The 19,743-nt window shown below is 65.4% G+C and carries 24 protein-coding genes; 12 read left to right on the top strand and 12 right to left on the bottom strand.

The genetic code is table 11. From position 1 onward, the window contains the following. Window positions 1–23: 23 nt before the first annotated feature. The 11 genes from gndA (at window position 24) to B6V76_RS07650 (ending at window position 8,709) form a co-directional block, all read left to right on the top strand. Window positions 24–1,433 (top strand): NADP-dependent phosphogluconate dehydrogenase, encoded by a 1,410-nt coding sequence (gndA, locus tag B6V76_RS07600; RefSeq protein WP_088724610.1) that lies wholly within the window; start codon window positions 24–26, stop codon window positions 1,431–1,433. A 209-nt stretch (window positions 1,434–1,642) separates the two neighbouring features. After that, window positions 1,643–2,395 carry an SDR family NAD(P)-dependent oxidoreductase gene (locus B6V76_RS07605; RefSeq protein ID WP_088722010.1) on the top strand — a complete coding sequence of 251 codons (753 nt, stop codon included), beginning with the start codon at window positions 1,643–1,645 and terminating at the stop codon, window positions 2,393–2,395. After that, on the top strand, window positions 2,392–3,783 hold the full coding sequence (atpD, locus tag B6V76_RS07610) for a F0F1 ATP synthase subunit beta (RefSeq protein ID WP_088727087.1): 1,392 nt from the start codon (window positions 2,392–2,394) through the stop codon (window positions 3,781–3,783). Before B6V76_RS07605 ends, atpD begins: the two co-directional genes overlap by 4 nt. Further along, on the top strand, window positions 3,780–4,190 hold the full coding sequence (locus B6V76_RS07615) for a F0F1 ATP synthase subunit epsilon (RefSeq protein ID WP_075776341.1): 411 nt from the start codon (window positions 3,780–3,782) through the stop codon (window positions 4,188–4,190). Before atpD ends, B6V76_RS07615 begins: the two co-directional genes overlap by 4 nt. After that, window positions 4,187–4,483 (top strand): AtpZ/AtpI family protein, encoded by a 297-nt coding sequence (locus tag B6V76_RS07620; protein WP_088727088.1) that lies wholly within the window; start codon window positions 4,187–4,189, stop codon window positions 4,481–4,483. The genes B6V76_RS07615 and B6V76_RS07620 overlap by 4 nt, the downstream gene beginning before the upstream one ends. After that, entirely contained in the window at window positions 4,480–4,752 is a 273-nt protein-coding gene (locus B6V76_RS07625; protein ID WP_088727089.1) for an ATP synthase subunit I, read from the top strand. Before B6V76_RS07620 ends, B6V76_RS07625 begins: the two co-directional genes overlap by 4 nt. Then, window positions 4,749–5,435, top strand: coding sequence for a F0F1 ATP synthase subunit A (locus tag B6V76_RS07630; RefSeq protein ID WP_088727090.1), 687 nt, complete (start codon window positions 4,749–4,751; stop codon window positions 5,433–5,435). Before B6V76_RS07625 ends, B6V76_RS07630 begins: the two co-directional genes overlap by 4 nt. A 2-nt stretch (window positions 5,436–5,437) precedes the next feature. Continuing rightward, on the top strand, window positions 5,438–5,683 hold the full coding sequence (locus B6V76_RS07635) for a F0F1 ATP synthase subunit C (RefSeq protein WP_075776345.1): 246 nt from the start codon (window positions 5,438–5,440) through the stop codon (window positions 5,681–5,683). Window positions 5,684–5,685: 2 nt separating this feature from the next. Then, complete coding sequence (locus B6V76_RS07640) at window positions 5,686–6,420, top strand: ATP synthase F0 subunit B (RefSeq protein WP_075776346.1); 735 nt, start codon at window positions 5,686–5,688, stop codon at window positions 6,418–6,420. After that, on the top strand, window positions 6,407–7,909 hold the full coding sequence (locus B6V76_RS07645) for a F0F1 ATP synthase subunit alpha (protein WP_088727091.1): 1,503 nt from the start codon (window positions 6,407–6,409) through the stop codon (window positions 7,907–7,909). The genes B6V76_RS07640 and B6V76_RS07645 overlap by 14 nt, the downstream gene beginning before the upstream one ends. Next, window positions 7,906–8,709 carry a F0F1 ATP synthase subunit gamma gene (locus B6V76_RS07650; protein WP_166504564.1) on the top strand — a complete coding sequence of 268 codons (804 nt, stop codon included), beginning with the start codon at window positions 7,906–7,908 and terminating at the stop codon, window positions 8,707–8,709. Before B6V76_RS07645 ends, B6V76_RS07650 begins: the two co-directional genes overlap by 4 nt. A 163-nt stretch (window positions 8,710–8,872) precedes the next feature. Here B6V76_RS07650 and B6V76_RS07655 read toward each other — a convergent pair whose 3' ends face one another. Further along, window positions 8,873–9,292: a hypothetical protein gene (locus B6V76_RS07655; protein WP_088719177.1), complete on the bottom strand. Its 420-nt coding sequence runs from the start codon at window positions 9,290–9,292 to the stop codon at window positions 8,873–8,875. Between the two features lie 378 nt (window positions 9,293–9,670). On the opposite strand from B6V76_RS07655, the gene B6V76_RS19890 reads away from it, so the two are divergent. After that, complete coding sequence (locus B6V76_RS19890; protein ID WP_157771562.1) at window positions 9,671–9,817, top strand: hypothetical protein; 147 nt, start codon at window positions 9,671–9,673, stop codon at window positions 9,815–9,817. Window positions 9,818–10,129: 312 nt separating this feature from the next. Here the strand turns inward: B6V76_RS19890 and wrbA are convergent, their stop codons facing one another. From wrbA to speB, 11 genes are all read right to left on the bottom strand, one after another. Continuing rightward, entirely contained in the window at window positions 10,130–10,723 is a 594-nt protein-coding gene (gene wrbA, locus B6V76_RS07660; RefSeq protein WP_075776350.1) for an NAD(P)H:quinone oxidoreductase, read from the bottom strand. A gap of 44 nt (window positions 10,724–10,767) precedes the next feature. Then, complete coding sequence (locus B6V76_RS07665) at window positions 10,768–11,676, bottom strand: pirin family protein (RefSeq protein WP_088722016.1); 909 nt, start codon at window positions 11,674–11,676, stop codon at window positions 10,768–10,770. A gap of 173 nt (window positions 11,677–11,849) precedes the next feature. After that, window positions 11,850–13,421: a GMC family oxidoreductase gene (locus B6V76_RS07670; protein ID WP_088722017.1), complete on the bottom strand. Its 1,572-nt coding sequence runs from the start codon at window positions 13,419–13,421 to the stop codon at window positions 11,850–11,852. A gap of 11 nt (window positions 13,422–13,432) precedes the next feature. Then, window positions 13,433–13,957, bottom strand: a complete 525-nt coding sequence (locus B6V76_RS07675; protein WP_088719181.1) for a Twin-arginine translocation pathway signal — start codon at window positions 13,955–13,957, stop codon at window positions 13,433–13,435. A 36-nt stretch (window positions 13,958–13,993) separates the two neighbouring features. Further along, the gene (locus B6V76_RS07680; RefSeq protein WP_075776354.1) at window positions 13,994–14,389 is read right to left on the bottom strand and encodes a VOC family protein; all 396 of its coding nucleotides are present in this window, start codon (window positions 14,387–14,389) and stop codon (window positions 13,994–13,996) included. A gap of 113 nt (window positions 14,390–14,502) precedes the next feature. Beyond that, complete coding sequence (locus tag B6V76_RS07685; RefSeq protein ID WP_075776355.1) at window positions 14,503–14,796, bottom strand: ribbon-helix-helix domain-containing protein; 294 nt, start codon at window positions 14,794–14,796, stop codon at window positions 14,503–14,505. Between the two features lie 118 nt (window positions 14,797–14,914). Continuing rightward, window positions 14,915–15,715 carry an ABC transporter permease gene (locus B6V76_RS07690; RefSeq protein WP_075776356.1) on the bottom strand — a complete coding sequence of 267 codons (801 nt, stop codon included), beginning with the start codon at window positions 15,713–15,715 and terminating at the stop codon, window positions 14,915–14,917. Continuing rightward, the gene (locus tag B6V76_RS07695; RefSeq protein WP_088719183.1) at window positions 15,712–16,566 is read right to left on the bottom strand and encodes an ABC transporter permease; all 855 of its coding nucleotides are present in this window, start codon (window positions 16,564–16,566) and stop codon (window positions 15,712–15,714) included. Before B6V76_RS07695 ends, B6V76_RS07690 begins: the two co-directional genes overlap by 4 nt. Further along, entirely contained in the window at window positions 16,563–17,603 is a 1,041-nt protein-coding gene (locus tag B6V76_RS07700) for an ABC transporter ATP-binding protein (protein WP_088727092.1), read from the bottom strand. Before B6V76_RS07700 ends, B6V76_RS07695 begins: the two co-directional genes overlap by 4 nt. Window positions 17,604–17,677: 74 nt before the next feature. Beyond that, window positions 17,678–18,742, bottom strand: a complete 1,065-nt coding sequence (locus B6V76_RS07705) for an extracellular solute-binding protein (protein WP_088727093.1) — start codon at window positions 18,740–18,742, stop codon at window positions 17,678–17,680. 29 nt (window positions 18,743–18,771) lie between these two features. Beyond that, window positions 18,772–19,728, bottom strand: coding sequence for an agmatinase (gene speB, locus B6V76_RS07710; RefSeq protein ID WP_088727094.1), 957 nt, complete (start codon window positions 19,726–19,728; stop codon window positions 18,772–18,774). Window positions 19,729–19,743 lie beyond the last annotated feature (15 nt).

A 19,743-nucleotide genomic window follows, 5' to 3' on the forward strand; every position in this document is an offset into this window, starting at 1 on the left:
GTAACAAATTCGGAGGCCGTATTTTGGCACAATCGCAAATCGGGCTGATCGGCCTTGGCACCATGGGCGGAATGCTCGCCCTCAACATCGCGGAAAAAGGGTTCGACATCGCGGTGTTCAACCGCACGACCAGCGTCACCAAGACTTTCCATGAAAACGCGGGCGAGCTGGCGTCGAAAATCACGCCCTGCGAGAGCCTCGAAGAGCTGGTGAAATCGATCGCGAAACCCCGCGCGATCATCCTGATGGTGCCCGCGGGCGAACCGGTCGACCAGCAGATCGAGGCGCTGCGCGCCTATCTCGACGCGGACGACCTGATCATCGACGCGGGCAACGCGAATTTCCACGACACCGAGCGCCGCGCCGCCGAAGCCGCGAAGGCCGGCCCGCGATTCCTCGGCATCGGGGTCTCGGGCGGTGAAGAAGGCGCGCGCCACGGGCCTGCGATCATGGGCGGCGGCGAGCAGCAGGACTGGGACCGCGTCGCCCCGATCCTCAATGCGATCGCGGCCAAGTTCGACGGCACGCCCTGCGCCGGTTTCATGGGCAAGGGCGGTTCGGGGCATTTCGTGAAAGCCGTGCATAACGGCATCGAATATGCCGACATGCAGATGATCGCCGAGACCTACGGCGTGATGCGCGACGGGATGGGCCTCGACTCGCAGGCCTGCGGCGAGATCTTCGCGAAGTGGGACGAAGGCGCGCTCAAATCCTACCTGATCGAGATTTCCGGAAAGGTCGCACGCGCCACCGATCCCGAGAGCGGCAAGCCGATGCTCGACATCATCCTCGACCGCGCGGGCCAGAAGGGCACTGGCCGCTGGACCGTGATCGAGGCGCAGCATCTCGCCGCCCCGGTGCCGGTGATCGAAGCGGCAGTGATGGCGCGCAACCTGTCGTCGCGCCTCGTGGCGCGCCAGCAGGGCGAGGAGATGTTCGGCGCCGCCCCCGAGGCGCTGCCTGAAGGCGCGCTGAGTGCCGACGATCTGGAGAACGCCCTGATCGCGGGCAAAATCCTGTGCTACGCGCAGGGGTTCGAGCTGCTGCGCTCGGCCAATGCGCCCTTCGACTGGGATCTGCCGCTGCCCGATATCGCCTTGGTCTGGCGTGACGGCTGCATCATCCGCTCGGCGATGCTCGACGACATGGCGAGCGCGCTCAGCGAGTCGCCCGATCGCAACCTGATGTACGCGCCCTATTTCGCGGACCTGCTGAAGACCCATCACGGTGCGCTGCGCAAGGTCGTCAGCATCGCCGCAGCCCACGGGCTCGCAGTTCCGGCCCTGTCGATGGCGCTGAGCTATTTCGACACGATGCGTACCGCGCGCGGCACCGCGAACATGATTCAGGGCCAGCGCGATTTCTTCGGTGCGCACGGGTTCGAGCGCACCGATCGCGAGGGTGGCGACTTCCACGGCCCCTGGGCCATGTAAGCGCAGCCTGAAGGCATGAAGAAGTCCGCCCGCGCCTCGTGAGAGCCGCGGGCGGTATGCATTTGGCGCACCTCCGGACGCCGCGAGCCGCCCTGCAGTCACGAAGACGTGCGCATCCAGACTGCGCCCACGGCAGTTGATCCCCATCAAAGTCCCGAAGCCTCGAGCCCGTTACCCTCGTCGCATTCACAACGGAGGCCGGGACTGCCATGACACGGGATTTCGAAGGTAAATCAGCTATCGTTACGGGCGCGGGATCTGGGATCGGCGCGGCGATCGCCAAGGAGTTGGCGGCGCGCGGCGCTTCGGTCTTGCTTGCCGATCAGAATGCGGATGCGGCCAAGTCCGTGACCGAGGAGATCCGCAAGGCGAGCGGCACGGCCGAGCCGATGGCGGTCGACGTCACCTCTGCCGATGCTGTCGAAGCGATGGTCGCCAAAGCCGTCAAGGCGTTCGGCAAGCTGGATCTCGCGGTGAACAACGCCGGCATCGGGGGCGTGCAGGCGCCGCTCGGGGAATATCCGCTCGACAGCTGGAAACACGTGATCGACGTCAATCTCAACGGGGTGTTCTACGGGATGCGCTACGAGATCGCGGCGATGCTGAAATCGGGCGGCGGGACCATCGTGAACATGTCCTCGATCCTCGGCTCGGTCGCGTTCCCCAGCGCCTGCGCCTATGTCGCGGCGAAACATGCGCTGCTCGGCCTGACACGGGCGGCGGCGCTCGATCACGCGGCGCAGGGCATCCGCGTCAATGCGGTCGGCCCCGCCTTCATCGAGACGCCGCTTCTGTCGGGTCTGGCACCTGAGGTAAAGGACTCTCTGGTCGCCCTGCATCCGGCGGGTCGGCTCGGCACGCCTGAAGAGGTCTCGGCGCTGACCTGTTTCCTGCTATCGGACGCCGCGAGCTTCGTGAATGGCAGCTACCACCTCGTCGATGGGGGATATACCTCGCGATGAGCGTGGCCGAGGGACGGATCATCGCGGTGCGCGGGCCGGTCATCGATGCGAGCTTCGATGGCCCGCTGCCGCCGATCTATTCGATCCTCACGACGAGCGATGGCGATCCGGAGGGCAGCTTCGAGGTCCATGGCCATCTCGACGCGCATCGGGTGCGCGCCATCGCGCTGCAATCGACGCTCGGCCTGTCGCGCCGGCGAAAGCTGCACGCCACGGGCAAGCCGCTCGAAGTGCCGGTGGGCGAGGCGGTTCTGGGGCGGCTGATGGATGTGACGGGGGCGATGCGCGACGGCGGCGATCCCCTGCCCAAGGAAACGCCCCGCCGCCCGATCCACGGCACGCCGCCGCGCCTGTCGGGCAGCGGCGCCGTCACCGCCTTCGAGACCGGCATCAAGGTGATCGACCTGATGCTACCGCTGGCACGCGGCGGCAAGGCCGCGATGTTCGGCGGCGCTGGCGTGGGCAAGACGGTGCTGGTGATGGAGCTCATCAACACGATGGTCGAAAAATATCAGGGCATCGCGATCTTCGCGGGCGTCGGCGAACGCTCGCGCGAGGGCCACGAGATGCTCGCCGACATGACCGACTCCGGCGTACTGGCCCGCACAGCGCTGGTCTATGGCCAGATGAACGAGCCGCCCGGCGCGCGCTGGCGGGTGCCGCTGACCGCTGTCTCCATCGCCGAGGATTTCCGCGACCGCGATCACCGCAATGTCCTTCTGATGATGGATAACGTCTTCCGCTTCGTGCAGGCGGGCAGCGAGGTCTCGGGGCTTCTGGGTCGCCTGCCCTCGCGCGTGGGCTACCAGCCCACCCTCGCCTCCGAGGTCGCCGAACTGGAGGAGCGCATCGCCTCCGCCGCCGGAGCCTCGGTCACCGCCATTCAGGCGGTCTACGTGCCGGCGGATGATTTCACCGACCCGGCCGTGACCGCGATTTCGGGGCATATGGACAGCTCCATCGTGCTGTCGCGTCAGCTGGCCTCGGAAGGAATCTACCCCGCGATCGACCCGCTCGCCTCGTCGTCGCAACTGCTCGACCCCGAGATCGTCGGGGCGGAGCATTTCCAGCTGGCGGGCGAAGCGCGGGCGCTGCTGGCGCGATTCCGCGAATTGCAGGACATCATCGCGCTGCTCGGCGTCGAGGAGCTGGGCGCGTCGGACCGGCTGGCCGTGCGCCGCGCGCGCAAGCTGCAACGCTTCCTCACCCAGCCCTTCGTCGTGACCGAGGCGTTTACCGGCCAGACCGGGCGCTCGGTGCCGCTGGCCGACACGCTGGAGGGATGCCGCGCGATCCTTTCGGGCGAGGCGGACGAGTGGTCCGATCAGTCGCTCTACATGATCGGCGGGATCGACGAGGCCCGCCAACGAGAGGAGGCCGCGGCATGAGGCTCACCATCGCCACACCGCTCGAGATCGTCGTCGATGCCAAGGACGTCACCGCGATCCGCGCCGAGGATGCGAGCGGCGGCTTCGGAATCCTGCCCGGCCATGCCGAGTTTCTCACCAGCCTCAGCATCTCGGTCATCTCCTGGGAGGCCGAGGGCAAGCGACACTATTGCGCGGTGAAGGGCGGCGTACTTATGGTCGAGAATGGCAGCGACGTCTCGGTCTCGACCCGCGCCGCAGTGACCGGCGACCTGCCGGAGCTGGGCGACACGATCCTGAAACGCTTTCAGGCCGAGGATGATGCGGCGAAGACCGAGCAGGCCGATGCCACCCGGCTGCATCTGCTCGCAATCCGACAGCTGGTGGCGAGCCTAGACGGCGCGCGAACGCGGGAGCACTGGACATGACCCACCCGCCGGAAGACCCGGACAAGACGGAGGAGCCAATGGAAAGCGCCGCGCGCCGCCACGCCGCCCGGACCGAGAAGGCGCGACGGGAGGGAGAAGTCCCGCTGGGCCGCCGCTTGGGCCAGATCGGTGTGCTCGGATGGATCGTCGTGCTACCGATGCTCGCCGGAGCCGCCGGGGGACGATGGATCGACCGCAGCGCCCAGTCGGGCATCTTCTGGACCGCCGCGCTGATGATGGTGGGGCTTGTCGTGGGGTGCTGGCTCGGCTGGCGCTGGGTGCAACAGCAATGAGCGGGGTGGAGCTTCTTCTTGGCGCAGGCGCCCTGATCCTCGGCATCGGCGTGGGGCTCGTGCATTTCGCGCTGCTGCGGGCGGGAACTGATGCGATGCTGCTCGAAAGCAAGGCGCTGAAGGCGATCGCGCTGACCGTATTACGCTTCGGGCTGACGATCACGGTTCTCGTGGGCTGCGCGCTCTTGGGCGCCGTGCCACTGCTTGCGGCGGCGCTCGGGATCGGCATTGGGCGGGCGCTCACTCTGCGACGCGCGAGGTCCGCATGAACTCGCCGCTGGAGACCGCCGTGGTGTTCTGGATCGGCCCCGTGCCGATCACGCAACCCGTCGTCACGACATGGGTGATGATGGCGATGATCGTGGCCGGCTGCTACGCGCTGACCCGAAACCCGAGCCTGCACCCCGGACGCCGGCAAGCGGCGCTGGAGCTGCTGGTGACCGTGCTCGACACCCAGATCCGCGAGACGATGAGCGTCTCTCCCGACCGCTACCGCACCTTCCTCGGCGGGCTGTTCCTGTTCATCCTGATCGCGAACTGGTCCTCGCTGATCCCCGGCGTGGAACCCCCGACCGCCAATCTGGAAACCGATGCGGCGCTGGCGCTGCTCGTTTTCGTCGCTGTGATTGTCTACGGTATCCGCGCGGGCGGCGTCGGGGGCTACCTGCGCAGTTTCGCAATGCCGACGCCGCTGATGATCCCCCTAAATCTCGTCGAGACGCTGACGCGCAGCTTCTCGCTGCTGATCCGCCTGTTCGGGAATATCATGAGCGGGGTCTTCATCATCGGCATCGTGCTCTCGCTCGCGGGGTTGTTCGTGCCGATCCCGTTCATGGCGCTCGACCTGCTGACCGGGCTCGTCCAGGCCTACATCTTTACCGTCCTCGCCATGGTGTTCATCGCGGCGGCAGTGGCGGAATCCCATCCCTCCCGAGACTCCGGAAAGGACTGATCATGGAATATGTTGAAGTGGCGAGCATCATCTCGGCCGCGGCGGCGGTGGCCTTCGGGGCGCTCGGCCCCGCGCTTGGCGAAGGGCGCTCGGTCGCGGCTGCAATGGATGCGATCGCCCGCCAGCCCGAGGCCGCGAACGCGATCTCGCGCACGCTCTTCGTCGGGCTCGCGATGATCGAGACGACGGCGATCTACTGCCTCGTGATTGCGCTTCTCCTGCTGTTCGCCAACCCGTTCATCGGCTGACCATGACACTGGACTGGTGGACGCTCGGGCTGCAGACGCTCAATGCGGCGGTGCTGATCTGGCTTCTGAGCCGGGTGCTTTGGCGCCCGATCGTGAGTGCCATCCAGGCGCGTCAGGCCGAGGCCGACAAGCAATTGAGCGACGCGAGCGAGGCCGCGCGCAAGGCCGACGAGGCGAAGGCGCGGGCCGAGGCGGCGCTTGATCAGGTCGGCACGCGCAAGTCCGAGATGCTGGCGCAGGCCCAGACCGAGGCCGAAGCCGCGCGCAAGGCGCTTCTGGATCACGCCCGCGCAGAGGCTGCCGACATGGCCCGCACCGCCGAGGCCGAGCGCGCTGCCCGCGCGGAGGAAGCCGAGAAGCGATATGCAGCGCGCGCAGCCGATCTGGCGCAGCGCATGGCCGAGCGGATCGGTGCGCGCCTGTCGCGGCCCGCGCTGCTCGAAGCCTACGCGACGGACCTTCTGGCGCAGGTCGCCGCCCTCGACACCGAGGATCGCGCCGCGCTCGGCTCGGAAAAGCTCATGCTACGTATCAGCGAGGCGGTGGAAGCGGGTTACGGCGAAGCGTTCGCCCGCCGCGTTGGCCAGACCCTTGGCAAAGAGATTGGTCCCGCGATCAAGACGGATGCGGCGTTGATCTGCGGCCTCGCGCTGGAGACTGAACATCTGCACCTTGAAAGCTCATGGGCCGCCGATCTCGCCCGGATGCGCAAGGAGGTGGCCAATGACACCCAATGATCCGGACGAGTGGTTGGACCGCAGCGTCAAAGCCATCGAGCGCGCGCCTCTGGGCCCCGTCGTGCGCCGCAGTGGCCGGGTGGAGCGCGTGTCCGATGGCGTCGCGATGGTGTCGGGCCTGCCCGAAGCCCGCGCCGGCGAGCGGCTGGTCTTCGAGGGCGGACAATCGGGCTTCGTGCATGTGCTCGACGAAGACACCCTCGCGGCGGTGCTGCTGGACGACATCGCGGGGGTCGCACAAGGCGATGCGGTGACCGGCACGGGCGACGTGATGCGGGTTCCGGTAGGGCCGGAACTGTTGGGCCGGATCGTCGACCCGCTCGGGCGGCCCCTCGACGGGCTCGGCCCGATCGCGGCCAGTGCAAAGCACCCGGTCGAACGCCCCGCCCCCGCGATCATCGACCGCGCGGCGGTGGTGGAACCGATGCAGACCGGCACGCTGGTCGTGGATGCCCTCTTCGCGCTTGGCCGGGGGCAACGCGAGCTGATCGTCGGCGACCGCGCGACCGGCAAGACGACGCTCGCGCTCGACACGATCCTGAACCAGAAGGACGGCGACGTGACCTCGGTCTATGTCGCGATCGGTCAGAAGACCTCCTCGGTGGAGCGCGTGATCGAGACCCTTCGGCGCAACGGCGCGCTGGCGCGCACCATCGTCGTGGTGGCCGGGCCGTCGACACCGCCGGGTATGCAATGGCTCGCCCCGTTTGCAGGGATGACGATGGCCGAAGAGCTGCGCGACACCGGCGGCCACGCACTGATCGTGCTCGACGACCTCACGCGCCACGCCGCCTCGCATCGCGAGCTTGCGCTGCTGACCCGCCAGACGCCGGGGCGTGAGGCCTATCCGGGCGATGTCTTCTACCTGCACGCCCGCCTTCTGGAACGTGCCGCGCGACTCTCGGACAAACTGGGCAGCGGCACGCTGACCGCCTTGCCTGTGGCCGAAACCGATGCCGGCAACCTCGCAGCCTTCATCCCGACCAACCTGATCTCTATCACCGACGGGCAGATCGTGCTGGATACGAAGCTGTTCAACCGCGGACAGAAACCCGCGGTGGATGTCGGCACCTCGGTCAGCCGGGTCGGCGGCAAGACGCAGGCGCACAGCCTGCGCGACGCGGCGGAGTCGATGCGGCTCGATTACGCCCAGTTTCTCGAACTGGAAATCTTCACGCGTTTCGGGGGTATGCCGGACACGCGGGTGAAGGCGCAGCTTGCGCGCGGCCGGGCGGTGCGCGCGGTGCTGGCTCAGGTTCAGCACGCGCCGCTGCGCCTTGCCGATGAGGTCGCGCTGGTTCTGGCGGTGCAGGCGGGGCTTCTCGACGGGTTGGAGCCCGCGCAGATCGACGCGTTGCGCGACGCGCTTCCCGGCGCGCTCGATGCGGCGGGTCTGTCTGGGGCCGATTTCTCCGCCAAGCTTAGCGAAGGTCTGCATGACCAGATCCTGCAATGCGTGAAGGGGCTTCTGCCGGAGCCTTCGAAATGAGCGAGCAGCTTGCCGAAATCGAAGCGCGTATCGGCAGTGTCCGCACGCTGGCCTCGGTGATCCGGGCGATGCGCGCCATCGCGGGCGCGCGCGTGCGCCAGACGCAGGGACAGCTTGCCTCGGTCGACCTGCACGCGGCGACGGTGAGCCGCGCGCTGGACCGGGTGCTCTCGCTCGCCCCCGAGCCGCCCAAACCCGAAGGGCCGCCGCTCACCGTTCTGTTTCTGGCGGAGCAGGGTTTCGCGGGCTCGTTCAACGCCCGGCTACTGAGCGCGTTGGGGACGCCGCCCGGCGGCCTCGTCGTAATCGGGACGCGCGGCGCAGCGCTGGCGACGGAACAAGGGCTGAGCGCGCTTGCGCAGTTCCCCTTGCCCTCCCACGGCCCGGCAATCCCGCCCTTCGCGGACCGGCTGGCCGAGACATTGCTTCAGCTTGCGGGCCGGGCGCCGATCGACGCGTTTCACGCCCAGACGGAAGACGGCAGCTGGAAGGCCTGCCGTCGCCGCATCTTCCCCCGTCCGGCCCAGCCGAGCGCACCGCCGAGCCAGCCGCCCCTGTTGACGCTGCCGCCGGAGCAGCTTTGCGCCGCGCTTTTCGCCGAGATGCTGCATGCGGAACTGTGCCGCGTCGCGCTGCACGCCACGGCGGCGGAGAACACCGCCCGGATGCTCGCAATGGCCTCCGCCCAAGGGACGACCGAGCGCAAGCTCGACGCGCTGGAACAGACCGCACGGATTTCGCGGCAGGAAGCGGTCACTACGGAAATTCTGGAGCTTTCGGCCGGGGTCACGTCCAGCTGAGCTGAAACGTCGTCAAACCCACCGCGCAAGCATCGCCGCGGCGGAAAACTACTTCGGCCGAGACCGCGGGTTGCAGGAAAAGGTCTTAGATTTCGCGATCGCCCGCGCGCCCGAGTGGTCTCGGGACATCCGCGCGGGGCAAGCAATTTGAAGAGCGGGCCGGTCAGTGCAGCCGCGCGTCGGACAGAGCGAGCTGCTCTGCATAGCCGCCGCGGACCTTGAGCGACGACAGCATCGGCTGGGACTGCATGATGTAGCCCTCGAGGAAGGTGACGAGGGCGATGCGCCAGCGGCGTTCGATCTCGATATAGGGATCGGAAGTGGCTAACGAGCTCACGTTGACCGACACCGAGAATTTCTGGGGGTCGAAGGTCGCGCGCTGATCGAGCAACTCGGCGCGCAGGGTCGAGGTGAATACTTTTTCCGGCTGCGCCAGTGTCGCCAGCCCTGTCAGGTCGATCGAGTCGGTCGACGCATAATCGGGAGCACCGCCGAGGAACCGAAGAGAGAATTTTCCGATTTCCGCAACACCGCGCTCGCCAACCTTAACAAGCAATTCGAGCGACACGTGTTCAACATTCATAATCATTACCTCCGTTGGTCGCGAGTAGCCCCGAATGGGCCGTTGCGGCTCGCCGACGGGGGCTGGATCACATGCAAGCGCGGCGATGTTGTGACTTGATTTGGGCAACTATGTCAAAGTTAGTTTTCACGTTACGTCACCTATCGGGACAGCGGCGGCGAGTCCATCTGCGGGATCGGCCGCTTGCGAAATATCGCTGCGGCCATCGCCCGCGCATACGGAGCGGCAGAGCTGCCTTGCGGGTCGTCTCGCCAGTGCCGCTAAGCACATCGGCCACAACAAAAACATTGCCGCGCCCCACGGTGCGCCCCAAATAGTTGAACCGGGTCGTTCACCCGAGCGACCTAGTTCATTTGAAATTTTCGAGAGGAACCCGACATGCAAAGCCCGATGAAGAAAAAAGCCGTGCTCGCTCTGGTCGCAAGCTGCGCCCTGGGAATCCTGGCTGCCTGCAACCAGACTCAGGGCACGGCGACCTATCCCGACGTTCCGAACATGAAGGCGAATATCGAAAACCCGATGTGAGCTCGCGGCGGCTTTTTCGCCGCGCCCATGCCTCGCTCCCTCTCTTGAACAAGCTTGAATAAGAGCCGAGAGCGAGGCGAGAGCCGGCCCGCCACTGACGCGGCGCATCATTGCCGGCAAAGAGAACATCGGGCGCGCTCCCGCGCCGCTCGCGCGTTCGCTCATATGGGCCTGTAGCGACTTGCTGCCGCTCAGCAGACGACCGAAAGGGGCTTCGTCCGGCTCGAGGAAGGAACCGGCACCGGACCGATGTAAAAACAGGTGCGCCCCCGCCCAGAAAGGGCGGAGGCGCTTTCTCAATCTCGGGAAAGATCAGCCGACGAGCTTCGCCGTCATCTCGACCAGGCGCTTGGCCTGATGGGCAATCGCGGCCTTACCGGCCTCGTCGACACCGCCGGCGTTAGTCGAGAAGCCGTAGGGGTTGCCGCCCGCGTTGAAGATCGCTTCGTCGGTATAGCCGGGCGCGACGATGATGCAGCCCCAGTGCATGGCCGTGGTGTAGAGACCAAGGATCGTCGCCTCTTGCCCGCCATGGGCGTTCTGCGCGCTGGTGGTCGCGGTGAAGGTCTTGTTGGCGAGCTTGCCCGCGCCCCAGAGGCCGCCCAGCGTGTCGATGAAGGCGCGCATCTGGCTTGCGGAGACGCCGTAGCGGGTCGGCCCGGAGAAGAAATAGCCATCGGCCCATTCCATATCGTCAGGGGTCACTTCCGGAATGTCGCTCATCTTCTCCAGCTGGTTTTTCCAGGCGTCCTGACCTTCGACGACGGCTTTCGGGGCCGTTTCGGGAATGCGGCGCAGGCGCACCTCGGCCCCGGCGGCTTCGGCGGCTTCTGCTGCGGCCAGCGCGACGGCGTGGTTGGTGCCATAGGTGGAATAAAAGACGATTGCGATCTTCGGTTGTGCCATTTCTATCTCCTGTGTTGGGAAGGGTCTGAGGGGCAACGGCGCCCTCAGCCGTGTTTTATGAAGGTGCCGTTGTTGAGTTCGGTGAGCGCCTGGCGCAGTTCATCCTGCGTGTTCATGACGATCGGGCCGTGCCATGCGACGGGCTCCTGAATCGGACGCCCCGTCATCAACAGGAAACGGAGGCCTTCGTTCCCGGCCTGCACCGTGATTTCGTCGCCTGCGCCGAAACGGACCAGCGTGCGGTTGCCGGTCATGTCGCGGATATTCAGCTCCTGCCCGCGATATTCCTTCTCGACCTTGATGCCGACGGGGTCACTGGCGTCGCGGAAGGTGCCGGAGCCCGCGAAGACATAGGCGAGCGCATTGGAGCGCGTATCGACCGGCAGTACCTTGCGGCGTCCGGCGGGGATCGACACGTCGAGCAGCATCGGATTGGCCGCGATACCGTCGACCGGGCCGGTCTTGCCCCAGAACGAACCGATGATGACCTTGACGGTCGTGCCGTCGTCATCGCCTTCGATCGGGATATCGCTGGCCGTGATATCCTGATAGCGCGGCGCCGTCATCTTGAGCGCCGAGGGAAGGTTGGCCCAAAGCTGGAAGCCGTGCATCTGCCCCTTGGCATTGCCCGAAGGCATTTCCTGATGGACGATGCCGGAGCCTGCGGTCATCCACTGCACGCTGCCTGCGCCGAGAAGCCCGCGATTGCCGAGCGAATCCGCATGCTCCACCTGGCCGTCGAGCACATAGGTGATGGTCTCGATGCCGCGATGCGGGTGCCACGGGAAGCCCTTGGAATAGAGCCGCGGATCGTCGTTGCGGAAATCGTCCATCATCAGGAACGGGTCGGTCAGCGACGGATCCCCGAAGCCGAATACGCGGTGCAGATGAACACCGGCGCCTTCGAGCGCGGGTTGCGCCTGACTGGTGGCCGAGACGGGTCGAAAGGTCATGGAAGCCTCCAAATGTCGTTGATCAGAGTTTGGGGCTTCTCCAGGAAAATGAAATTAGCGAAGGTCCCGCATGTCCTGTGCGCAAGCGCGCAGACCTGCAAAGGTTCCGCAAAGAGAACCGGGCCACCCTTGAGCAGCCCGGTCGTGTTTTGCCTTAGCTGATCCGCTCGGGATCAGATGTTTCCCTTCGACATCTCCCCGGCGATGAAGTCAGCCTGCCGGATCGCGAGCGCCACGATGGTCAGCGTGGGGTTTTCGGCGGCGCCGGTCGTGAATTGGGAGCCGTCCGAGATGAACAGGTTGGGCACGTCATGGGTCTGGCCGTGTTTGTTCACCACACCGTCGCGCGGGTTCTCGGACATCCGGTTGGTGCCGAGGTTATGTGTCGAGGGATAGGGCGGCGTCGGCAGCGTCCGGGTCGCCCCAACCGCTTCGTAGATCGCCTTGCCGCGGGCATAGGCGTGATCGCGCATCGCCCGATCGTTCGGGTGATCGGTGTAATTCACATTCGCGACCGGCAGCCCGTAGGCGTCCTCGACCGAGTGGTTGAGCGTGATGCGGTTGGTCTCCTGCGGCATGTCTTCGCCCACGATCCACATCCCGGCCATGTTCTCGTAGCTGTCGAGCGCAGTCGTGAACTCGCGCCCCCAGCCGCCCGGATCGAGGAAGGCCGCCATGAAGGGCAGACCGAGGCTGAGCGTCTCCAGCTCGTACCCGCCGACGAAACCGCGCGAGGGATCGTGACGCGCCTCGTCGCGGACGATGCCCGCCATCGTCGTGCCGCGCCACATCTTCACCGGCTTGTCGAAGATGCCGTAGACCGAGCCCGTGGTGTGCCGCATGTAGTTGCGCCCCACCTGCCCCGAGGAGTTCGCAAGCCCGTCGGGGAACATCGCCGAATGAGAGTTCAGCAGCACGCGCGGGCTCTCGATCGAGTTGCCCGCGACGCAGACGATCTTGGCCTTCTGCATCTGCAGGTTGCCGTCCTTGTCGAAATACTCGACGCCCGACGCGCGGCCCTTGTCGTCATGCAGGATACGCGCGACATGACAGTGATCGCGGACCTCCAGATTGCCGGTCGCCTCGCCGCGCGGAATATCCGTATAGGCCGACGACCACTTGGCGCCCCATTTGCAGCCCTGGAAACAGAAGCCCGTCTGCTGGCACGACATCCGGTCGTCGTAGTCGATCGAGTTGATCGCCATATGGCCTGTATTGACCTCTTGGTAGCCAAGCGACTTCGCGCCTTTCTCCAGCACCTTGAAGTTGTTGTTGCCCGGCAAGCCCGGACGATCGCCGGTGCGGGTCACACCCAGCTTCGCCTCGGCCTTGTCGTAATAGGGCGCAAGCTCCGCCGGATCGATCGGCCAGTCGAGCAGGTTTGCCCCGTCGACATTGCCGTAATGGGTCTTCGTCTTGAACTCATGGTCCTGAAAGCGAAGGCTCGCCCCGGCCCAGTGGATCGAGGTGCCGCCGACCGCTTTCACGATCCATGCGGGCAGACCCGAGAAATCCTTGGCCACGCGCCAGTCGCCGCTCGTGGTGCGCGGCTCGGTCCAGGCGAGTTGGCCGAAGCTTTCCCATTCGTCATTGATGTAATCTTCGGGCAGATAGCGACCGCCCGCCTCGAGCGCCACGACCTTGACGCCCTTCTGCGCCAACTCGTTGGCCAGCACACCGCCGCCAGCGCCAGTGCCGATGATGACAACGACGCTGTCGTCGCTCAGATCAAATTTCGCAACCATGTCTGCCTCCCTTACAGCCAGTCGATGTCGTCAAAACCGCGGTTGATGTAGCCGCCCTTGGAATAGGACTCGCCCTCGTAGCCGAAGATCGGCCAGACCGCTTTCTGGTTGTAGAGGCCGGTCACCAGACCACCCCGAATCTTCTGGAAGAAGGGGCTCTCCTCCATGCCCCGCAGGATCATGACGCGATCCTTCTCCCAGCCGGTTTCAAGGTAATTCGCGAAGCCTTTGCCGCGCGCCGCCGCATCGAGCGCGGCGATGCCGGCTTCGATCTCGTCGGCCGCATCTGGGCTGTCATAGCCTTTCACCGCGATGACATAATACTGGTCGTCGACCCTGTCGTGCGGATAGATATCGCGCGCCATCTGCACCAGCGTCGCGAAGGTCGTGGGCTTGAGCGCCGAGAGCTCGGTGGCCCAGGCGGCATTGCGCGCCGCCATGAACCCCGCCCCCACGACGAAGCTCGCCCCTGCCGCGGTCGCCCGCGCCAGCAGCTGCCGTCTGGTCAGCCCTTTCGAGCTTGCCTTGGTCGTCATTGTCGTCTCCTCCCTGATGTCTCCCTTAGGAAAATCTCACTTGAAGCGGCCTTCGCGCGCGAGCACCTCGATCTGGTATCCGTCCGGATCGGCCACGAAAAAAAACTTCGCGACGACCTCCCCTGCCGGCGCGAATTCCACGAGTTTGCGGGGCGCGAGGCCCTCCGCCTCGAAGCGCTTGTGTTCGGCTTCGAGATCATCGACCGCGACCGCGAAATGGCCGTAGCCATCGCCGAGGTCATAGGGCTCGGTCCGGCCCTTGTTGACGGTGAGTTCCAATTCGAAATCGCTTTCGGGATTGCTTAGATAGACGAGCGTGAATTCCGGAAAGTCGAGACGGTCGGCGACCTTGAGGCCGAAAGCCTTGTCGTAAAACGCGACCGAGCGGTCCTCGTCGAGGACACGGATCATGGAATGAATGGATTTTGCCACCGGTTGCTCCCGCTGTAGTGCTGTCAGTTGTCCTGAGAGCGTAGCAGCGGGCGAAGGTGGGGCGGGTAGTAGGTCTATACTACCCCTCAAGAATGTTTGACGTCAGGCTTGCGCTACTCTGCAGCGACGGCGAGCGGTGCGCGATCGGCCGATATCTCCATGAATTTCAGGCAGGCACAGCGCAGGAGCGACGTGAAGTTCGACGGCTCCCCGCGCAGTTCGAGCACTTCGGCATGCAGCGTCGAGATGAAGGTCGGTGTGGATACCCCGTCCCGCGCCGCGATCTCGTCGAGAATATCCCAGAAGGCGTTCTCGAGCCGGATGCTCGTGCTTTGCCCGTTGAGCCGAAGCCTGCGTGTCTCGCTGGAATAACGCTCCGGATCCTGACCGGCGAATACATGGCACATATCGTCTCTCCTCCCTCGGATCCGATTGCCGGGGCGAACCAAGATTCACCCGAGACTCAAGAATATGGGCAATCCGGAGCGGGTCAATCGTGTTGTGAGAGCGGACGGAGAGGCCCGCCTATTCGCTCGATCCCCGCTCAGACCCCATCAAACGCGGCAGATCGCCGAACTTGCCGATCAGCCCGAAGACGACCGCTGCAAGCAGAACGAAAAGCACCGACACCACCCCGAGGATCGGCGTGTAGCCGTAGCGCAGGGCGTTGAAGATCTTGATCGGGATCGTCTCGACGGTGAAGCCCGCGACCATGTAGGCGATGATGTATTCGTTGAGGCTGAGCACGAAGGCGAAGGCATAGCCCGACACGATGAAGGGCAGCACCAGCGGACCGATCACCGTGCGCAGCACTGTCCAGCGCCCTGCCCCCATCACGCGGGCGGCCTCCAGCAGCGCGCGGTCGATGCCCTTCAACCCGAGCGAGATCGTCACCAGCGGCAGCGTCACGAGAAAGACGGCATGCGAGACGATCGTGGCCCAGATCTGCCCGTACCCGCCGACCGTCATCCAGAACACCATGAAGCCCAGAGCGGAGATCACCGGCGGCAGCGTGAAGGGCGCGAGCCCCAGCCCGGTCAGCAGCCGCGCCGCGATGCCGTTGCGCTCCCACGCGAACAGCGCGAGCGGCAGCGCGACTGAGACCGAGAGCGCAGAGGCGCAAGCCGCGATCAGCAGCGAATGGCCCAGCGGCACCAGCCACGCGCTGTCCTGAAACAGCGTGCCATACCAGCGCAGCGACGGCTCCACCGGGGGGAAGCGCAGGGTCTGCGGCCCGTTCAGCGACACTCCGGTCACGACGACCAGCGGCGCAAGCAGCAAGAGCAGGATCACGATCACATAGGCGCGTTTCAACCAGCTTGTCATGATGCGCTCCTTTGCCGTCCCGCGAGCGAGGCGAGGCCCACGAGGGCCAGCGCCACCAGCATCAGGAAGATCGACATCGCCGCGGCGAACGGCAGGTTCGTCTGGTAGATCGCCTGATCGGTGATGTGGACCGAGAGCGTCCAGTCCTCGGAGCGACCCAAGAGCTGCGGCAGAAGATAGGAGCCCAGCGTGAAGACGAAGACGAGGATGAAGGCGCCCACGATCGCTCCGCGCAGGTTGGGCACGATCACCCCGAAGAAGGCGCGCGAGGCGGAGGCCCCCATGACGCGGGCGGCCTCGACGATCTCGGGATCGAGCCGGGAGACCGGCGGGTAGAGCACCAGCACCGCGAAGGGAAAGCCGATATAGCAAAGCCCGGTGATCAGCGCGAAGAGCGACGGCGTATAGGCGCGCGGCGCATCGATCATCCCGAGCCAGTAGAACAGGTTCGAAATCCCCGCCGTCTTCGACAGCAGTGTCGAGAGCGAGAAGCCGATGATGACCTCCGAGAGCGACAGCACCGAGAGCAGCACCACGAGCGCGACGGTCTGCGCGCGATGGCTCATCGAGGCGAGGAAGACGGTGAACGGAAAGGCCAGCACGACGCAGATCGCGGCCGCCGCCAGCGACACGCCAACCGAGACGCCCATCACCTTGGCGAAGAAGGCGGTCATGAACCGCGCGTAATGGGTAAGCTCGAAGCCCGGGATGAAGGCGCCAGCCGGATCGCGTTGCGAGACCGACACGGCGACCATGATCCCGAAAGGCACAAGGAAGAAGACCGCCAGCATCAGCGCCGGCCAAAGACCGACCCAACCCGGTGTCGCGCGCATCTCGGTATTCTGGCTCATGTCACCACCACACGCTCGCCCGGGCGGAAGCTGAGGCTGACCCGGTCGCCGGGGCGATAGCTCGCCTGCGTCTCGGGGGAGAGCTGTGCAGTGATCTCTTGGCCTTGCGCATCCAGCAGCACATGGCGGCTTTCGCCGAGATCGCGCAGGAAGGTCACTTCCGCCTCGATGCCGCCAGCGCCCGCGGGCTCGATGGCGACATGCTCGGGCCGGATCGAAAGCTGCGCCTCGCCTTGCTCGAGAGCGATCCTGTCGCCCTCGGCAATCGGCAACCGCGCGCCCAGCACCTCGATCGCGCCGTCGCGGACGGTGCAGGGCAGCAGGTTCGTCGTGCCGATGAAGCCCGCCACGAAAGCATTCGCCGGGTTGCGGTAGATCTCCATCGGCGCGCCCGCCTGCTGGATCACGCCGTCCTTCATCACGATGACCAGATCGGCCATGGTGAGCGCCTCTTTCTGGTCGTGGGTGACGACGATCGTAGTCACGCCCAGGCTTTGCTGGATCTGGCGCAGCTCGATCTGCATATGCTCGCGCAGGCCCGCGTCGAGCGCCGAGAGCGGCTCGTCGAGCAGGAAGACCTTCGGGTCGATGGCGAGACCACGCGCAATCGCGACACGCTGACGCTGGCCGCCCGAGAGCTGGTCGATCCGCCGCGCGCCCATGCCGGGCAGGCGCACCAGTTTCAGCAGTTCATCGGCCTTCGCGTCTCGCTTGGCGCGGTCTGCGCCGCGGATCGCGAGCGGATAGGTGATGTTTCCCGCCACGTCGAGATGCGGGAAAAGCGCCAGCGACTGGAACACCATGCCCATGTCGCGGCGGTGGGTGGGGACCTTCGTCTGGTCATCGCCATCGGCGACAACCCGCCCCTTGGTCGGCGTCTCGAGCCCGGCGACCACCCGCAGAAGCGTGGTCTTGCCGCAACCCGAGGGCCCCAGAAGGCAGACGAATTTCCCCGTCGGTATCTCGAGCGAAACATCATCGAGGGCGGTGAACGACCCGAATTTCTTGCTTAGCCGCTCGATGCGCAGATTGGTCATCGCTGTCCTGTTTCCTCAAAGCAAATAGACGCCGTGGCGACATGCAGACGCCACGGCGCAAGTTGGTAGCCAAATCAGCCGGTGATCATTTCCGACCACTTCTGATTGATCCAGTCACCGCGGTCCACATAGATATCGTAGAGCGGCAGGATCGGCTGCTTGTCCGAGGACACGGCCGCGAATTCCTCGTCGGTCAGGTCGGTCTTCTCGCGCGGCACGGTCGGCGCGGTGCCGACATTGCGCGACAGCTTCGCCTGAATTTCCGGCTGGGCCATGTAGTCGATGAAGATCTGCGACTGCTCGAGCGCGCTCGACGCCTTCGACACCACCCACGAGCCGGAATCGAGTACCGCGCCCTCATCCGGGAAGGTCGAACGCACGGGCTTGCCCTGCGAGGCGGCCAGCGAGGTCACGTCGTGGTAATACTCGCCCATCGGGATTTCGCCGGTCTCCAGCGCCTGCTGGAACTGGCCCTCGTCGCGATACCACAGGCGCACATTCGGCTTCACCTCGGCGAGCTTGTCCATGACCTTGAGGATGCCTTCCTCGGTCTTGAGGATGTCGGTGCCGCCGAAATAGGTGGTCGCGGTAATCTCGAGCAGGAACGAGTTCGTCGCAAGCGACATCAGACCGAGCTTGTCCTTGTTCGCCGGATCCCACAGCGCCTTCCACGAGGCGGGCGCATCGGCATAGGCGTCGGTATTGGTCACCAGCGTGATATACCAGCTGACCGCGCCGGTTCCGTAGACGCTGCCATCCTCATAGCGATGCACGAAGTGATCGGGGAGCACGGAGATGTTGCTCATCTTGTCCGCGTCGAGCTTGGCCCAGAGGCCCGAGCGCTCGCCCTTGATACGCGGCAGCTGCGCGATCATCGATACGTCCGCCGGGGCCTGATTTGCGCGCGCCGCCTGCGACAGCTGCACCAGCCACGCCTCGCCCGTGGGCTCCGCGATGCTTTCGACCTCGATACCCGTGGCGGCCGTGAAATCGGGGTAGATGAACTTGTCGAAGCTGTCCTTGAAGTAGCCGCCATAGGTGCCGACCTTCAGCGTCGAAGAGGCCGCGCGCAGCACGGTCGGAGCCGCAAGCGCGGCCGTTCCAAGCGCGGCACTTACCAGAAACTCACGTCTTTTCATTGGATATTCTCCCTGTTGTCCGGCTTGTCTTAACGCCCTTGCGGCACGCCGGGCAGCGCGCAGAGCATTTCGTAGAGGAAGTTCGCGGCGATCACCGCCGTGTTGCCTGCCATGTCGTAGGGCGGCGAGACCTCTACCAGATCGCAGCCCACGAGGTTGAGCCCCGCCGTCCCGCGAATGATCTCGAGTCCCTGCATCGTCGTCAGCCCGCCAACCTCGACCGTGCCCGTGCCGGGCGCGAAGGCCGGATCGAGGCTGTCGATATCGTAGGACAGATAGACCGGCGCGTCACCGATTTGCGCACGGATATCCGCCATCAGCGGCGCGAGCGATTTGTGCCAGCACTCTTCGGCCTGGATGCAGGTCCAGCCGCGCTCGCGGCCCCAGTCGAAATCGTCGGCGCCGTAACCGGTACCGCGCAGACCGATCTGGAAGACCTTGTCGTTGAGCAGGCAGTCCTCTTCCCAGGCGCGGCGGAACGGGCAGCCATGGGCGGCTGTCTCGCCGAACATATCCGCGTTGGTGTCGGAATGCGCATCGACATGGATCAGCGCGACCGGCCCGTGTTTCTCCTTGATCGCGCGCAGAATCGGCCAGGTGAGCGTGTGGTCGCCGCCCAGCGTGAGCGGGATCGCATCCTGCGCGAGGATGCCGCGGTAATGCTCCGCGATGATCTCCACCGACTTCTTCAGATCATACAGGTTGATCGGCACGTCGCCGATATCGGCCACCTGCAGATGCTCGAACGGGGCCGCGCCCGTGGCCATGTTGTAAGGCCGGATCATCCGGCTTTCGTCGCGGATCTGGCGCGGGCCGAGACGTGTGCCCGGGCGGTTCGACGTACCGATATCCATCGGAATGCCAATGAAACACGCGTCGAGCCCTTCCGCCGTCGGTGCTGAGGGCAGTCGCATCATCGTCGCGGGCCCGCCGGTGCGCGGCATCGCGTTTCCGCTCAGAGGCTGATTGTATCGGTGTTCGGTCATCGCAATCTCCGTAAT

Origin of the sequence: Thioclava sp. IC9, assembly GCF_002213225.1 — a bacterium.
GTDB lineage: Bacteria > Pseudomonadota > Alphaproteobacteria > Rhodobacterales > Rhodobacteraceae > Thioclava > Thioclava nitratireducens.